Source organism: Pseudomonas sp. B414, assembly GCF_055408445.1.
Map to the genome: position 1 here is coordinate 244,617 of NZ_JBUZTQ010000004.1, position 16,547 is coordinate 261,163.

General features: G+C 57.3%; 13 protein-coding genes, 2 tRNA genes, 1 rRNA gene and 1 pseudogene. 3 read left to right on the top strand and 14 right to left on the bottom strand.

Going from position 1 to position 16,547, the window contains the following annotated elements; all coding sequences use genetic code 11:
- Positions 1-70: 70 nt before the first annotated feature.
- Both gabT and gabD read right to left on the bottom strand, forming a co-directional pair.
- Positions 71-1,354, bottom strand: coding sequence for a 4-aminobutyrate--2-oxoglutarate transaminase (gene gabT, locus ACZRMH_RS05840; RefSeq protein WP_464012581.1), 1,284 nt, complete (start codon positions 1,352-1,354; stop codon positions 71-73).
- 178 nt (positions 1,355-1,532) lie between these two features.
- Positions 1,533-2,975 carry an NADP-dependent succinate-semialdehyde dehydrogenase gene (gene gabD / locus ACZRMH_RS05845; RefSeq protein WP_131654880.1) on the bottom strand — a complete coding sequence of 481 codons (1,443 nt, stop codon included), beginning with the start codon at positions 2,973-2,975 and terminating at the stop codon, positions 1,533-1,535.
- A gap of 346 nt (positions 2,976-3,321) precedes the next feature.
- Here gabD and ACZRMH_RS05850 point away from each other — a divergent pair.
- Positions 3,322-3,398, top strand: a tRNA-Arg gene (locus ACZRMH_RS05850).
- Between the two features lie 207 nt (positions 3,399-3,605).
- A tRNA-Ser gene (locus ACZRMH_RS05855) sits at positions 3,606-3,696 on the top strand.
- A 234-nt stretch (positions 3,697-3,930) separates the two neighbouring features.
- On the opposite strand, the gene ACZRMH_RS05860 is transcribed toward ACZRMH_RS05855, so the two are convergent.
- From ACZRMH_RS05860 to ACZRMH_RS05900, 9 genes are all read right to left on the bottom strand, one after another.
- The gene (locus ACZRMH_RS05860) at positions 3,931-5,412 is read right to left on the bottom strand and encodes a YdgA family protein (RefSeq protein WP_464012582.1); all 1,482 of its coding nucleotides are present in this window, start codon (positions 5,410-5,412) and stop codon (positions 3,931-3,933) included.
- Between the two features lie 128 nt (positions 5,413-5,540).
- Positions 5,541-6,185, bottom strand: a complete 645-nt coding sequence (locus ACZRMH_RS05865; protein WP_464012583.1) for an NADH:ubiquinone oxidoreductase subunit N — start codon at positions 6,183-6,185, stop codon at positions 5,541-5,543.
- Positions 6,186-6,292: 107 nt separating this feature from the next.
- Positions 6,293-7,738: an efflux transporter outer membrane subunit gene (locus tag ACZRMH_RS05870; RefSeq protein ID WP_464012584.1), complete on the bottom strand. Its 1,446-nt coding sequence runs from the start codon at positions 7,736-7,738 to the stop codon at positions 6,293-6,295.
- Positions 7,735-8,637, bottom strand: coding sequence for an efflux RND transporter periplasmic adaptor subunit (locus ACZRMH_RS05875; protein ID WP_464012585.1), 903 nt, complete (start codon positions 8,635-8,637; stop codon positions 7,735-7,737). The genes ACZRMH_RS05870 and ACZRMH_RS05875 overlap by 4 nt, the downstream gene beginning before the upstream one ends.
- Positions 8,634-8,843: a DUF1656 domain-containing protein gene (locus ACZRMH_RS05880; RefSeq protein ID WP_016782973.1), complete on the bottom strand. Its 210-nt coding sequence runs from the start codon at positions 8,841-8,843 to the stop codon at positions 8,634-8,636. Before ACZRMH_RS05880 ends, ACZRMH_RS05875 begins: the two co-directional genes overlap by 4 nt.
- Positions 8,840-10,930 (bottom strand): FUSC family protein, encoded by a 2,091-nt coding sequence (locus ACZRMH_RS05885; protein ID WP_464012586.1) that lies wholly within the window; start codon positions 10,928-10,930, stop codon positions 8,840-8,842. Before ACZRMH_RS05885 ends, ACZRMH_RS05880 begins: the two co-directional genes overlap by 4 nt.
- Positions 10,927-11,358, bottom strand: a complete 432-nt coding sequence (locus ACZRMH_RS05890; protein ID WP_464012603.1) for a MarR family winged helix-turn-helix transcriptional regulator — start codon at positions 11,356-11,358, stop codon at positions 10,927-10,929. The genes ACZRMH_RS05885 and ACZRMH_RS05890 overlap by 4 nt, the downstream gene beginning before the upstream one ends.
- A 100-nt stretch (positions 11,359-11,458) precedes the next feature.
- Positions 11,459-11,716: a DUF2789 domain-containing protein gene (locus ACZRMH_RS05895; protein ID WP_464012587.1), complete on the bottom strand. Its 258-nt coding sequence runs from the start codon at positions 11,714-11,716 to the stop codon at positions 11,459-11,461.
- Positions 11,697-13,313 carry a glycosyltransferase family 39 protein gene (locus ACZRMH_RS05900; protein WP_464012588.1) on the bottom strand — a complete coding sequence of 539 codons (1,617 nt, stop codon included), beginning with the start codon at positions 13,311-13,313 and terminating at the stop codon, positions 11,697-11,699. Before ACZRMH_RS05900 ends, ACZRMH_RS05895 begins: the two co-directional genes overlap by 20 nt.
- Before the next feature lie 238 nt (positions 13,314-13,551).
- Here ACZRMH_RS05900 and ACZRMH_RS05905 point away from each other — a divergent pair, with 238 nt between their 5' ends.
- A complete protein-coding gene (locus tag ACZRMH_RS05905) occupies positions 13,552-14,250 on the top strand; it encodes a GntR family transcriptional regulator (RefSeq protein WP_464012589.1) in 699 nt (232 codons plus the stop codon).
- Between the two features lie 47 nt (positions 14,251-14,297).
- On the opposite strand, the gene ACZRMH_RS05910 is transcribed toward ACZRMH_RS05905, so the two are convergent.
- The 3 genes and pseudogenes from ACZRMH_RS05910 to rrf all read right to left on the bottom strand — a co-directional run.
- Entirely contained in the window at positions 14,298-15,083 is a 786-nt protein-coding gene (locus ACZRMH_RS05910) for a methyl-accepting chemotaxis protein (RefSeq protein WP_464012604.1), read from the bottom strand.
- A gap of 69 nt (positions 15,084-15,152) precedes the next feature.
- Positions 15,153-16,178 (bottom strand): annotated as a pseudogene (locus ACZRMH_RS05915) (cache domain-containing protein); the annotation flags it as partial.
- Positions 16,179-16,450: 272 nt separating this feature from the next.
- Positions 16,451-16,547 (bottom strand): 5S ribosomal RNA (gene rrf, locus ACZRMH_RS05920); the annotation flags it as partial.

Genomic DNA, 16,547 nt, shown 5'->3' on the forward strand with positions numbered 1-16,547 from the left:
AGGGATCAGACGCAAAAAAACCGCCGAAGCGGTTTTTTTGCGTGTCAAATCACATCTTCAGAGGCGGGACTCAAGCCAGTTCAGCGAAGCACTCTTCGATGATGGCCAGACCTTTGTCCAACTGCTCGTTTGGCGAAGTCAGCGGTACCAGTACGCGCAGAACGTTGCCGTAAGTACCGCACGACAGCAGGATCAAACCCTTGTCACGAGCCTTGGCAACCACTTGGGCCACTGCAGTCGGGTTTGGCTTGTGCGAATCGCCGCCTTCGAACAACTCGACCGCAATCATCGCGCCCAGTGCACGCACGTCACCGATCACCGGATGCTTGGCCTGGATGGCCTTGAGACCGGTTACCAGACGCTCGCCGACTTCCTTGCAGCGATCCAGCAGGTGCTCTTCTTCGAACACATCCAGTACTGCCAGCGCAGCCGCGCAAGCAATCGGGCTACCGGCATAGGTGCCGCCCAGGCCGCCTGGAGCGATGGCGTCCATGTACTCGGCCTTGCCACACACACCGGCCAGCGGGAAGCCGCCAGCGATGGATTTGGCGAAGGTGGTCAGGTCGGCAGTGACGCCCATCTGTTCCATGGCGAAGAAAGTGCCAGTACGGCCTGCGCCGGTTTGCACTTCATCAGCAATCAGCAGGATGCCGTGCTTGTCGCACAGTTCGCGCAGGCGGGCCATAAAGGCTTTTGGCGCCACGTAGAAACCACCTTCGCCCTGTACCGGCTCAATGATGATCGCAGCGATGTCTTTAGGCTCAGCGTCGTTCTTGAAAATGCGCTCGATGCTGGCGATGGAATCGTCAACCGTGATGCCATGCAGTTCACACGGGAACAGGGCGCGGAAGATGCCGCCTGGCATCAGGCCCATACCCGCCGAGTAAGGCACGACTTTACCGGTCAGGCCCAGGGTCATCATGGTGCGGCCGTGGTACGCGCCGGTGAAGGCAATCACGCCAGCACGGCCAGTGGCAGCACGGGCGATCTTCACGGCGTTTTCTACGGCTTCAGAACCGGTGGTGACCAGCAGGGTTTTCTTGTCGAAATTACCCGGTACCTTGGCGTTGATCTTTTCGCACAGCTCAACATACGGTTCGTACGCCAGCACCTGGAAGCAGGTGTGGGTCAGTTTGGTCAGTTGATCTTGTACGGCAGCAATGATTTTCGGGTGCAGGTGACCGGTGTTCAGTACCGCGATACCGCCCGCGAAGTCGATAAACTCACGACCTTCAACGTCGGTTACCGTTGCGTTCTTTGCCGATTCGGCGAAGATCGGGTGGATCTGGCCCACGCCGCGCGGGACAGCGGCTTCACGGCGTTTCATCAGGGATGCGTTGGTCTTGTTGCTCATGGTGTTCCTCATTCGCCGCTGATCAAGCGGCGTGGTTCAAGGCTGACGCGCCAGAGAGACAACAATGCCAGCATGCGATGATCGACTGGCATGGCGCTCCCGGCCACAAAAATTAACAGTTTGAAACGCAGGGGAAGCATCGCTCTCGTGCCCCCTCTGCTTGAACCACCCGCCGGGTTTAGATGCCCAGGCAGAGATATTTGATTTCCAGGTAATCTTCGATGCCGTACTTGGAGCCTTCACGGCCCAGGCCCGACGCCTTGATCCCGCCAAACGGCGCGACTTCGTTGGAGATCAGGCCGGTGTTAACACCTACCATGCCGTATTCCAGCGCTTCAGCCACACGGAACACACGGCTCAGGTCGCGGGCATAGAAGTACGACGCCAGGCCAAACTCGGTGTCGTTGGCCATCGCGATCACTTCAGCTTCGTCTTTGAAGCGAAACAGTGGCGCCAGTGGGCCGAAGGTTTCTTCCTTGGCCACCGCTGCGTTTTTCGGCACGTTGATCAAAATGGTCGGCTCAAAGAAGCTGCCTTCCAGGCTGTTGCCGCCGGTCAGCAGTGTCGCGCCCTTGCTCAGTGCGTCGGCGATATGCTCTTTGACCTTGGCCACGGCCTTGTCATCGATCAGCGGGCCAGTGGTGGTGCCTTCGTCCAGACCGTTACCGATCTTCAACTTGGCCACAGCCACTTTCAGCTTTTCAGCGAACGCGTCGTAGACCGAATCCTGAATGTACAGGCGGTTGGCGCAGACACAGGTCTGACCGTTGTTGCGGTATTTGGAGATGATCGCGCCTTCGACGGCCTTATCCAGGTCCGCGTCATCGAACACGATGAAAGGTGCGTTGCCACCCAGCTCCAACGACACTTTCTTGATGTCCTTGGCGCATTCGGCCATCAGCTGACGACCGATTTCGGTCGAGCCGGTGAACGACAGCTTGCGCACGATCGGGTTGCTGGTCAGCTCGCCGCCGATATCGCCGGCACTGCCGGTGACAACGCTCAGCACGCCTTTCGGGATACCGGCACGGTGTGCCAGTTCAACCAGCGCCAGCGCCGAGAACGGAGTTTGCGAAGCAGGCTTGATCACCATGGTGCAGCCAGCAGCCAAGGCCGGGCCTGCTTTACGGGTAATCATGGCGGCCGGGAAGTTCCACGGGGTGATGGCTGCGGTTACGCCGATCGGCTGCTTGATCACGATCAGGCGCTTGTCCGGCTGATGGCCCGGGATCACGTCGCCATAAATGCGCTTGGCTTCTTCAGCGAACCATTCGATAAACGAAGCGGCGTAAACGATCTCGCCCTTGGCTTCGGCCAGCGGCTTGCCTTGTTCGAGGGTCATCAGGCGACCGAGGTCGTCCTGGTTTTCGATCAGCAGCTCAAACCAGCGACGCAGCTTGGTTGCACGCTCTTTGGCGGTCAGGGCACGCCAGGCTGGCAACGCGTTGTCTGCGGCTTCAATGGCACGACGGGTTTCAGCCGCGCCCATTTTTGGCACTGTACCGATGATTTCACCGGTCGCAGGGTTATTGACCTTGATGGTCTGGCCACCGTCCGCATCAACCCAAGCACCATCGATATAGGCTTGTTGGCGGAACAACTGTGCGTCTTTGAGCTGCATGTGGGCTTTCCTTAACAGCACCGCGCAGGCGCGGAGCGAATTATTAAAGTAGAAAGGCGCCATAGAAGGCTGCCGTCAGGAAGTCATTCACTGCCAAAGTATCTAAATGACGCACAAAGAACAGGCCGTGCGATTCAGCACTCAGACAAGAGCGTTTGAAATCTCAAACGAATCCTAGGGTCAAAGGGGGTAAAGGACAATAGCCTGTTCGAAAAAAAGAACAAGCAGCGCTGTTTACCGCTTTCTTACCCGTCCCCCATTAATAGCCCATAATGCACAAAGAAACACCTGACGAATCAGCGGCATGGACGGCTGACACGCAGATGAGTATTATGGCGCCCGCGTCGCACCAGTAGCTCAGCTGGATAGAGTACTGCCCTCCGAAGGCAGGGGTCGTGGGTTCGAATCCCGCCTGGTGCACCATTTTCTTTCCCTTGTTCAAGGGAATAGCGTTCCCTCAGCGGGAACCGTTGATCAAAAGCAAAAAATCCCCAAGCAAATTTGCCTCCCGCCGAGACTCCGGTGAGTTGTTGCGTGCTTGTAGAAAGATATTTTCACCTCTTTATGCACAAGAATGATTTTTTCTATGGGCAACTGACGAAAGGCTGGTTACTATACGCGGCGTTTCGCGGAGAGCTGGCCGAGTGGCCGAAGGCGCTCCCCTGCTAAGGGAGTACACCTCAAAAGGGTGTCGGGGGTTCGAATCCCCCGTTCTCCGCCATTATTTGCTACATGCGGTTCAAAATGCGTTCCCTTGTTCAAGGGAACCGCGTTTTCTCTCCCTTCCCCCTTTTTCAAATAATCCCGACGTGCATCTGCGCGTGGTTTTGTCACATCTGCGCAAAACCCGAACCGGTGGGAGCGAGCCTGCTCGCGATGCAGGCGCTGCGGTGTTCAGGCAAACCGCATCGATCCAATCGCGAGCACGCCCGCTCCCACAGTAGAGGTGGGTCTTTTACTGCGCAGCCACACCACCAAAGCGGGTGGTCATCGCCGTGATGAACTCTTCAAGGCTCATCTTCTGGCCATTGAGGTCCACCTGGCCATCCGCATAATTGAGGGAAGCCAGGATATTGTTGCCATCCACTTTGGCCAGCCCGGTTTGCACCGCCATCACCCCCGCCATCTCACTGTTCATGCTGGCCATTTTGGCAATGGCTTGCGGATCAGCCTGGCCGACCAGCTGTGCCTGAACTGCTGACAAATCAGCAATCATCGGCTTGGACAGCAGCAGCTTGGCATCCAGCGTGGTCAGCATCTGCTTGGTGACTTCAACAGGCGGCTGCTCAAACGAAGTCGGCTTGGCCAGGCCCATGGCAACGTTGAGCTGGCTTTCGCCATTGGCAGTTTTGATCGTGAATTTTTCCAGCGCCAGCTGCGGCTTGGCGGCAAGAATATTTTCAACCTGCACCTGCATCTGCACTTGCTCGGCCGGGCTCAGCGGCGTTTGCGGCAACGTGCCATCGGCTTGAGGCTGGAACTTGCTCTGGTAGATCTGCAACAGCGCCTGCATGGCCGGAATGTCCAGGCTGCTGGCGGTCAGTACCATTTGCGCACTGCCCACTGGCTTGCCGTCCAGGGTGATGTCACCCACGTTGTAGGCCAGGCGTCCGGACATCAGGTTGCCATTGGCAGAAGCCGAATCCGCGTATTCGAAATTTTTGAGCTTGATGACCGATTGAGTGACGCCATAGGTCAGCTGGCCTTCGCTCAGCTCCATCACGTTCTGCCCGAGATAAAAGCCAAAATCGGTTTTCTTCAGGTCACTGGCCAGAGTCAGGCCATTGAGCTCGACTGTAACCGGCGGATTCTCAATCGTGATCGCATTGAGCTTGAGGTGGTCCATGTAGCCTTTGGCCTTGAGGTTCTGGCCATCGGCATCGGTTTGAGCCTCCATGGTCATCCCCGAGAAGCTCAGGGTGGAATGCTCGTCCAGTTGAGTCTCAAGTGCCGTCAATTCCATGTGACCGTCAATCGAGCGGTTGTAACCCAAGGTGACCTGGCCTTTGAGCGGGGCCTGATCCTTGGTTGCGACAAACCATTTTTCGGTAAACGGAGTTCTTTCCAGTGCGTAATTGCTGACCGCCATTACTGGCATCCACTTGAATGTCTTGATACGCGACCACGGCAACGGGCCATGCTCGATATTATCGACAAACAGCAACTCCACTGGCTTTGCATCCGGGCCCGCTTTGTCGTCCTGGAGTTTCAGGCGATAGTGAGCGGTGCTGCTGTAGAGGTTGCGCTCAATGGACACCAGCTCGATGGTGCCTTGAGTGGTACTGCCTTGCAGTTGCTTTGCGAGCTCCTGGTTGGTCTGTTCGATCGAGGTCTGCAACACGCCCTCGATTTTGCTGCCGGTGTACCACGCGCCAGCGGTGTTCAGCGCCCCAGCGACAACAACGATCCCTACCAGCACACCTAATGGTTTATTCATCAATTGACCCGTTCAATGTCCGTTGTGTTGAAAGTAAAGCGGTCTTTGCCAAGCCCTTCATGGGCCGAAAAGTGCAATCAGGTTAACACCGGCAGCTGAACTGACGCTGCTCTTGAGTGACGCGGCCCTTATGCAGGTTGGGCGTAACGCTGGTCAATCTCGTCGAGTTGGTGGTCGAAGCTCTTGAGACTGGCACTCCAGGTGTACACCAGCACCTCCAGATCATGGTCGATGCAGGTTTCTCCTACAGAATTAAAAGAAACATCCGAATAATCTAGCTGATAACGCTCACGCGCCATCGCAGCGGCAACATCCGCGAGCTCACGGGCGTTATCGAGCCATTGGCGATCGTCGGATGGCAGGGCCTTGTCGAGTTTCAAACATTGGATTTTCAGGGCTTCGAGGCTTTTTTCCAGCGGGGTGCCGGTGAGCTCACCCATAAACTCCTGGAAGGTACGACCCGGTTGCCAGTAGCTACCCCAGAAATAGCGGTCGAAAACCGTCTCGACACGGCGCAGCGCGACTTTGGTGTCCCAGATCAGGACACGGGTCTGGCCCTGGGCGATCTGGCGCTTTTTGATTTGTTGGGTTTGCACTGAGGCACAAGCCACAACCACGATGGCCAGTACGGCAATCAAGGCACTGGCACTGTCGAGAAAGATCATCGCCTTGTCGATCTGGTGCGCCAGCATGATGCCGTAGAAATACGTCGCCGAAAGCAGCACGACCGCCGCCGCCGCACACCAGAAACCGGGAGCATAAGGGTTTTTCATTATTAGTATCCCCATCAGGCATGGTCTGCACGATGAGGAGGGCTACAAACCCGCTAACGCCCTGAACCATCGTTCTGATACCGATAATTCAGAGCATAGCAACGCTGTCAGGGTTTCGCGTTTGCCGGGGCTTGCGTTCGTCCACTTTCCCAACCGCCACCCAGAGCCAGAAACAGATCGATCTGACTCATGGCGACCTGGGTGTTGGCTGCCGACAATTGCGCGCGCATGTCGGTGTAGGTGCGGGTAGCCTGCAGGTCAGCCAAAAATGACTCGCGCCCTGCCTGGAAAAATTGATGGGTTTGATCGGCCGCTGTTTTGGCGGACTGCTCGGCCTCTGCCAACGCATCACGGCGCTGCAACAATGCGGTGTATTGCACCAGGCTGGTCTGGGTTTCGCGGATGGCATTGAGCACCACACCGTCGAACCTGGCCAATGCACCCTGGGTGATGGCCTCGGCTTCACGGATCCGCGCGCGCGAGCCGTTGGTCGGAATGGTCCAGCTCAGCATCGGGCCAAAACCCCAGCGGTTGGTCGGCGCCGTGCCCAGGTTGTCGATAATCCCCACGGTACCGATGCTGGCACCGATGCTGATGTCCGGGTACAGCGAGCCTGTGGCAACGCCGATCCCGGCGGTGGCGGCGGCCAGATGACGTTCGGCCTGGCGCACGTCCGGGCGGCGCTTGAGCAGTGCGGCGCCGTCGCCCACGGGCAACAGTTGAGCGATATGCGGCAGCTCGGCGCAGGTGGCAACACCGGAAGGCAGTTGCTCCAGCGGCTTGGCCAGCAACATCGACAAACGGAACAAACCGGACTGGCGCATGGCCTCGTAACGCGGCAACTCTGCGCGCAACGACTTGAACTGGGTTTCGGAACGGGTGACCTGGGTTTCGTCACCGCGCCCGGCATCACGAAGGCGCTGAGTCAGGCTGGTGCTTTGCGCCTGCAGCTTGAGGGACTCCTCAGCGATATGGTGCTCTTCATTCGCGGCGCACACCTGGGTATAGGCCCGCACCACATCTGCCACCAGTGTGATGCGTGCAGTATCTGCTGCAGCCTGGGTGGCATCGGCATTGGCCTGTGCCGCTTCGATCCCGCGCTGCAAGGTGCCCCATAAATCGAACTGATACGAGGTGCTGATGCCCAGATCACCGACATTGGCGACCGGCACTTTGTCCGCCAGCAGGAAGGCTTCACCGGACTCTTGCAGACGCTGGGCGCCCGCCTTCACCGAACCGCTCCAGCCTCCCGCTGATTGCGCCTGCTCAACTTGCGCCCGCGCCCGCGACAGGTTCGCCGCAGCTACACGCAAATCGGTGTTGGAAGCCAACGCCTGGCGCACCAACTCGTTGAGTTTCGGGTCCTGATAGAGCTGCCACCAATCAGCGGGAACCGGTGCCGACACCACATTGGCGCCCTCACCTGCTAGCTCACCCTGCAAATCCGCACGCTGCATGGCCGCGTCTTTGGGCAACTGATAATCGGGGCCAAGTAACTGACAACCGGACAGCAGCAAACCCAGCCCTACGGCTGCCAGGTGAACGGCTTTCATTGCGCGTTCTCCGAGGTGGATTTGGCTTTGGGCGAGTCTTCGATAATGGACACCGTCGCCGTGCGACCGGCGATCATGCGGAAGTCAGCCGGCACGTCGTCAAACACAATGCGTACCGGAATCCGCTGTGCCAGCCGTACCCAGCTGAACGCCGGATTGACGTTGGGCAGCAGGTTCTGGCCGCTGCTGCGGTCACGGTCTTCGATGCCCGCCACGATGCTTTGAACATGGCCGCGCAAGCGGGCATTGTCGCCAATCACGCGAATATCGACGCTCTGCCCAACATGAATTCCGTCGAGCTTGGTCTCTTCAAAATAGCCATCGATATGGAAGGAGGTGCTGTCGACTATCGACAACACCGGCCGACCTGCGGTGACGAACTCATTGACCCTTGGTGCCCGGTCGTTGACGTAACCATCCACCGGGCTGCGTACCACGGTGCGGTCCAGGTTGAGCTGGGCACTGTCGACGGCCACCTGGGCCTCGGTGAGCGCGGCTTGAGCGCGCATCTCACGGGACTGGCTTTCTTCAAGTTGCTCGCGGGCGACCAGATTGCCCAGGCCTTTGTTACGGCGGCTTTCACGCTGAGCCTGGGCCAGGGTTTCCTTGCGATCGGCAACGGTGGCCTCAGCCTGGCGCAAGGCCAGCTTGAAACGCTCCTGGTCAATGACAAACAGTACCTGATCACGGCTGACAGGCTGGTTGTCACGCACATCCACCTGCTTGATCAGGCCCGATACGTCGGGAGCAATTTGCACAATGTCGGCGCGAATGTGGGCATCGCGGGTCCAGGGAGCAAACATGTAGTACATGGTCATGCGCCAGACCACGACGCAGGCAAACGTCACCACCAGCAAGGTGAGAACGACGCGGCCCAGGGTCAATAAAGGTTTTTTCATGTCATCAGATATCGACTGAACGAATCCACAACGCCGAGTAACAGAGCGTAGAGACCGACGTTGAACAAAGCCCGGTGCCAGACCAGACGGTAGAAGTGCACACGAGTGAGTAACCCGTGAACCACCAGAAACAGCAAGTACGTGATGCCCATCAACACCAGAAGCGTAGGCAGGAACACCCCGCTGATATCCACATCACCGATCATAGCGGCGCTCCATCAATGCCCTGGGCATGGGGATGCGGCAGGTCGTCGTTATCGACAATAAATTCAACCCCGGGCAATACGGCCAGGCGCAACCCGCTCAAGGCATGCAACAGATGCACCCGCGCCTCGCCTTCGCCTTGCAGGTCGTTGGCATTCAGCGCGCGGCGTGTGCGGTCCATGGTTATTTGCAGGCCAAGGGGCATGGGTAGCCGCTCACCGGCCTTGAGGCAGGCGCGAAAGTAATCACCCACCTCGCTCACCACCTGATGCAATAGCCGTTGCGGCTCACCGCTGACTCTTGGCGCATAGGCCTGCAAGTCCAGCAGATTGAGGGCCACCCGCAAATCGCGCAGGGCAATACCTGTGTCTTGCCCGGTGATGGCCAGGCGTGGCAGGTGCTGCATCAGGCGATCAAGCATTTGCACGCCCATTTGCCGGTGCTCGGCCAGGGTCGCCGGCTTTGTAAGGCTGACAATGTCACGCCAGCTGAAACGGGTCAGGCGCTTGGCTGCCAGCTCGGCACCGAACGGGCGGGCAATCAGGGTCCAGACGAAAGCAAACAGCAGGCCGATAGGACCGGCCAGGTTGGCGTTCATAAACACCATAAAGTCCGCATCGTAGGCACCCTGGATGCTGATAAACGAGGCAGTGTTGACGATGGTCAGCAAAGTGCCCAGGTAAAAGCGCGGCTGTACGGTCAGGGTGCCAACGCAGATAAACGGCACAGCAAACGCCAACACCAGCATCGGAAAGTCATGCAGGTTGGGCAGGATCACAAACAGGTACAGGCTGGCAAATACCACCGACAGCGAGGTCCAGAAGAAGAACCGGTAAATCTGCGGCGCCGGATCATCCATTGCGGCAAAAAAGCTGCAGGCTACAGCGGCCAGAATCACTGCGCTGGCACCGTCGGTCCAGCCGAGCAGGATCCACAACACTGAAGCAACAACAATCGCGCTCACGGTAGAGAACGCGGAATAAAACATCAGCCCGCGATCGAGAAACGGCGTCAAACGGCCCAGTCGCCAATGCCGGTAAACCGCACGCCAGACTTCCTGGTCGCCGGTCGAGATGGCTTCTTGCAGGCTGCGGCAGTCTTGCCACAGGTCGATCCACTCCGCCAGCCGATACAGCACGTTGGAGAACACCAATTGGCGTCGATCATCCAGCGCCGCGGCACTGGGCTGCAGCGCTTCGAGTTCATGGCGTAACGCTTGCCACTGTTGGACCGGGGCACCGTCACGGGTGTTCTCAAGCCATGCCCTGGCGTGGTCGAGCAAAGGCGTAACCTTGTCGAGCAGTTCCGGGGCGCGGCGCTCCAGCGCGTACAGGGCATCGTCCAGCGCATCGACCACGGGCAGCAGGTGGATCATGCGCCCGCGCAGCTCCTTGGTATTACGCACGGTCTGCGGGTGTGCGCCCTCATGGGGCAACTGACCAATCATCATTTCAAGGCTGTTGAAGGTCGCCACCATCGAGGAGCGCAGGCCGCTGGCCTTGCTCGGCTCTACGTCGCGGGCCAGAAAGTGTTTGCTGTAATTGCTCGCATCGGCAAACCACTTGGCCGCCGAATCAATAAACACCGGGGTCAGGCGTCGGGGCCAGAACATGCTGCCGACCACCGCTGCGCAGACGATCCCGAGCATGATCTCTTCGGTACGCGATACAGCGATATCAAAGACGTTCAGCGGGTTATCCACAATCGGCAAGGCGATCATCGGCATGGTGTAACCGGCAAGCATGAACACATAGCTGTTGGCGGTACGCAGGTGCAGCGACAGAAACAGCAAAATACCGGTCCACAGCGCGATCACCAGCACCAGCAAAAACGGGGTTTGCACAAATAGCGGGACAAAAAACACCGCAGCCGCAGCACCAATCAGCGTGCCCAGGGCGCGGTATACCGCCTTGGAACTGGTAGGCCCGACAAAGGGGCTGGAGACGATATAGACCGTGGCCATGGCCCAGTACGGGCGCGGCATTTCCATCAGCAAGGCGATATACAGCGCGATCATTGATGCGGCGAAGGTACGCACACCATAAAACCAGTCACGGGCAGGTGGCATGCTGCTGAAAAAGCCGTTCAACTCGTCGCTCCGTCAGGCAGTTGACCGGCCGCCTCGAAGGCTTTGATCACACGCAATGCAGCTTCCTGGTCAGCCACCGGGATATCTGCCAGAGCAGCCCTTCTCAATTGCACCAATTGGGCTTCAATCGACTGCACCAGCGCGCGCCCGGTGTCGGTCAGGCTCAGGGTTTTGGCCCGGCGGTCGCTGGCATCTTCACAGCGGCGCACGTAACCGGCCTTGCACAGTTGATCGAGCAAGCGCACCAGCGACGGGCTTTCCATACCGGCAGCATGGGCCACGGTGACTTGCCGCACACCCTCCCCCAAGCGGCCGATAATCAGCAGCGGCATGGCGCAGGCTTCGGAAATACCGTAGTTGACCAGCGTGGCCTGGCAGACGCGACGCCAATGGCGAGTCGCAACCACCATGCCGGTGCTGATGCTCATTTGCAGTTGATCGAGAGTGTCAGGCAAGAGGTGTCACATAATGTTAGTTTGCTAACTATTAATATTGCGCGGCCAACTCGTCACAGTCAAGTGTTGCCAGTTATTTCTGCTTACCTGCGATCGGTTTTGTACGCAGCATCAGATTCAATTGATCGACGACTTCAGCCCAATCAGCATCTTCAAGATACTCTTCACGCAAAAAAGCCGCTTGGGCGGGTGTCCAGAAAAACGCATCTTCAAGCTTCAGATCAGGCTTGAGCGGCGAGTGGGTGGTGACAAATTTTTCGATATCTTCAGGGCTGGACGGCAAGCCCAGCTGTTTGAACAAGGATGGCAGGCTATGGGTGGGCTTTTGCATCGAGTTGACTCCTTTCAGGTGCAGGGCCGCATTGGGCGGTAGCGCAGGTCAAATATAGACGAGCCTGCGTATCATCGACGGCCAGGTCCTGGGCTTTGTGCCAACCCGCAGGGATAGAGCTGAAATCATCGAGCTGCACTTTGCTGCTGATCAACCAGATACGGCCAGTGCCGGGCGGCAGATCGCTCAGGTGATCAACATAGATTTTCTCGCCATTGGCGTTCACCAGCGTGCCGAATCCGTAGTCATTCGGGCGCCCTGATGTGCCATCTTGCAGAGGTGGCGTGTACAGCATGGGCTCAAAGCCGGTCTTGTTGTAATAGACGTAGCTGAAGTACCAGAACAGATCACTGACAATAATCCGGTCGCCGGGTTTGAACTGCTGGTTCACATGCTCCACCAGACGATCAAAATGATCGGCATCGCTGCTGAAATTACTGCGCAGCCCAACGGCTTCGGTGCCGATAAACAGGGCAAGGATTGCGATGGCCACTGCACGCTTGCGCTTGAGTAAATGGTCCACTTCGATCGCAACAAGCAGCGGCAGGCCCAGCGCGGCAAACATCACATAACGCTCGATAAACAGTGGCGAAACAAAAGACACTGCATAAATCGCCAGGATCGGCAGCAGGGTGTAAATCACGATCAGCCTGATGAATTTATGCGCCGTTGAGTCACGCACAGCCATCCAGACTGCGCCTACAAACAGTGCCAGCGGAGCCAGCCAGAACAGCGGCCAAGCCAGGTTGTCGCCCTCATCCTGGGTCAATAGCTGCCACATCATGGCGGGCAAGGAACGGGCGTCCACCGCCGGCTCCCAGTCCACATCACCGCCGCTCTTGAGCTCGGCCATATGCTGCAGCAAATCCACCAGCCCCGGCAGCCAGGGCAGGAACAACAGCACAATGGCGACATTGGCCAACCACCAGGCAGGGCGTTTGATCAGCCACCCGGTATCGCGGCCACAGAGCAACAGGTACAGCCAATGGGCGAGCACACAAAACGCGGTGAAGTAGTGGGTATAGAAGGCGGCGGCCATCAGCAGGGTATAGATCACCGGATAACGGTGTTTACCCGGCGCTTTAATCCAGTAAACCAGGGCAATCGTGGCCGCAATAAGCCACACCCCCATCAACGAGTACATCCTCACTTCCTGGCTATAGCGCACAGCGGTGGGCAATAACGCCAGCAGCAGGCCCGCCAGTAACGCCGCCCTTTGCGTCGCAACCAGCCGTACAAGCCACATACCCAGCATGACCGACACGATGCCGGGCAAGACACTCAGAGTGCGAACCGAGACAAGGCTGTCACCGAACATCGCCATCCAGCCGTGCAACAGCATGAAATACAAGGGCGGATGAACATCATGGGACGCATGTGACCAGATATCAGCGAGCGGGTAGTTGCTCAACATCAGGCTCGAACCTTCGTCGCACCAGATGGCAGAGGCCGTAAACCCGTAAAACCTTACCCCACAAGCCAACAACAAAATGCACCACAGCCACGGCTGGCGAACCAGTCGAGTTAGTGCGTTGTGGGACGATTCAGGCAGTCGTAGCCGCTGCACACCCACATCGTTATTGCTGAGTACGCCCATCCTTCACCCGCTGTGTATTGAGGCTGCAATTTGGGCAGCTTTAACTTCGGCGATTGTAGGGTACAGGCCATGGCAAAGGGGAGCAGTCCGGACCAAGAAAGATAGTGGCACCATGCAATCTCTTATTCCGCAGTCACGCTAAACTATAGGCTACAAGGTTTGACAGGGATCAAGTCAGTACCTAACTTGAATTGGATCCAAACCAGCGTGCTGATCATTCGGCGTAGGTAGTCACAACGTGACCGTCAAAAATAATCCTTTAAACAGTATCGAAGTATCAGGTCCCATACCGGCTCATTTGGCGCGGGCGGTAATTGAAGAGACCTTGCGTAACGCCATTCTTGATGGCCGCCTGCCATGCGGTACAGCCATTCGCCAAGAAGCTCTGGCAAAGTTGTTTGGTGTCAGCCGCATGCCCGTACGCGAGGCACTGCGTCAGCTGGAAGCCCAAGGCCTGCTGCAGGTTGTGCAATACAAGGGAGCGGTGGTTGCGCCCCTGATTGAAGACAACTCGCTGGAAACCTATGAGTTGCGTTTTTTGCTTGAAGCCCAGGCCCTGCGCCTGTCAGTCCCCCATCTGAACGATGATGACTTTCAAGCGGCCACAGACTTTATCGAGGCGCTCGAGATTGAAACGGATTTCGGAAAAATCGGCACCCTCAATCGCCAATTTCATCAGGCCCTTTACGGCAAGGCATCGAATAAAAAACTGCTGGCACTGATTGAAGCCGGGCTTATTGAAGAGGAACGTTTTCTGCGCTTTAACCTTGAGCAGATGAACCTTGGCAAATTGTGCCAGGACGATCACCGGGCGTTACTGCGCCACGCCCGTGCCAAGGATGTTGAAGCCTGTATTGCGGAGCTGGAATTGCATCTGCAACGCGGGGTAAAGGCTATTACCTACTATCTGGACACCCTGAAAGCAAAACAGGCCTGACGTTTAAAACGTCAGGCCTGTGGATAACTCTTACTGACAGCCGTACATCAGATCTTGAAGCTGTCGACCAGTTGCTTGAGGCGGCTGGCTTGCTGAGACAGTGCATCGCAGTCTTTAAGGGTTTCGTTAAGGTTCACCACACCCTGCTGGTTGAGCAGGTTGATCTGGTTGATATCCACGTTAAGGGTTTCAACCACGGCGGTTTGTTCCTCAGTCGCGGCAGCAACCGACTGGTTCATACCGTCGATTTCTTCGATGCGCTGGGTCACGCTGATCAAACGGGCACCGGCCTGATTGGCGACCTCGACACTTTCCTCGCTGGAAACCTGGCTCGCATTCATGGTGCTGACCGCTTCACGAGAGCCCACTTGCAGCGAAGTAATCATTTTGTGTATCTCTTCAGCCGACTCCTGAGTGCGATGGGCGAGGTTGCGCACCTCATCCGCCACGACGGCAAAGCCGCGACCCGCTTCCCCCGCACGCGCGGCCTCAATGGCTGCGTTGAGGGCCAGAAGGTTGGTCTGTTGAGAGATACCTTTGATCACATCCAGAATATGGCCAATGTTATCGGTACTGGCATTCAGGGTTTCAATCTGCTCGCACGACAGGCTGATCTTCTGCGAAAGCTCGGTCATGGCCTGAATCGTCTGCTCGACCACTTTACGACCATCATCTGCCTGCTCGCTGGCACCACTGGCATGCTGCGAAGCGTCGGCAGCATTGCGGGCGATTTCCTGAGTAGCAGCACCTAGCTCATTGATCGCGGCAGCAACGCTGTTGGTACGCGCACTCTGCTCGTCCGAGCCAATAATGGAAGCGTTGGACGAGGCCATCACACGATGGGACAAATCGTGAACCTGGCGAGTAGCAGAAGACACTTCACTGATGGATGCGTGAATACGTTCAACAAACTGGTTAAACGAGCTGGCCATCTCGCCAAACTCATCCTTGTTCTCGATCACCAGGCGGCGTGTCAGATCGCCTTCGCCCTGGGCGATATCCTGCATCGCGCGGCCCATGGTGGTCAGTGGGCGCATCAATACACGGATCAGCATGCTCAGCAGCAGTGCAATCACAGCCACCGCAATAAACATCGCAATCAACGCAGAAGTACGGAATTTAGACAAAGGTGCGTAAGCCTTTTCTTTGTCTATCGACTGGCCGATGTACCAGTCCGCGGAAGGCAAACCTGTGACCGGAGTAAAGGAGATAATCCGTTCCTGGCCATTGAGCGTCACTTCCTGAATACCCTTTTCGATATGCAGAGAGCTGGACGGATAAATATCCTTCAGGTTTTTCATCACCTGATCCTTATCCGGGCTGACGATGACCTGGCCATCGCTGCTCACCAGAAATGCGTAGCCCAGACCACCTGAATCAACCGAGTTAATGATCTTGACCAGGCTATCCAGGCTCAAATCACCCCCCACCACACCCAGCAACTCACCCCCTTTTTTGACGGGCATGGCGATGGTCACGATAAGGCCGCCAACAGCTGCCTTATAAGGGGGGGTCAGCATGGTCTGGCCGGCGCTTACCGCTTGCTTGTACCAAGGCCGCTCGCGGGGGTCATACCCTGCTGGCATGGTTGCGTCAGGGCGCTGGGTAAACACGCCATTGGCTTGACCGACGTAGGTGAACTGGAAGTTCGAGGTGAATGCCGGTTGGTCGACCAGGCCCGGGAGATCAGCCTGGCTGCCTTGGTGTGCAACGCTTTGGGCGAGACTCTCCAGTACCAGGATACGACCACCTAACCAGTTCTGAACGCTGCTGGCTGTCAGGTTGCCAGCCTGCTGCACCGAAGACTCGATGTTCTGCTTGATGGTGTCGCGCTGCAGGTAGTCGTTGTACAAGGTGAATAGCGCAAACGCCAGAACCACGACGCCTGAAGCGGCCAGAAGGATTTTATGGCTGAACTTGAGATTCATAGCATGGACTTCTTATGCCAAAAGGTGGGATGCGTACGGGTGCATAGCCTTTTGGGCTGCTCTGTTCGTACACATTGCTCAACAGGCTGTCGGCACAGACCGCGGAATACTTAGCCGCGTTTAGTTGAAATATGTTTAATCCGACGAAAGCGCAGGCGTGGCTTTTGGCATGGTGCCGGGGAGGTGCGGGAGAATGGAGGGGCGCAGGGGATTTATATCGCGCAAAAACAAAACCCCTGTCTGCGTTAGCAGACAGGGGTTTCGGAATTCAATCTTGACGATGACCTACTCTCACATGGGGAAACCCCACACTACCATCGGCGATGCATCGTTTCACTACTGAGTTCGGGATGGGATCAGGTGGTTCCA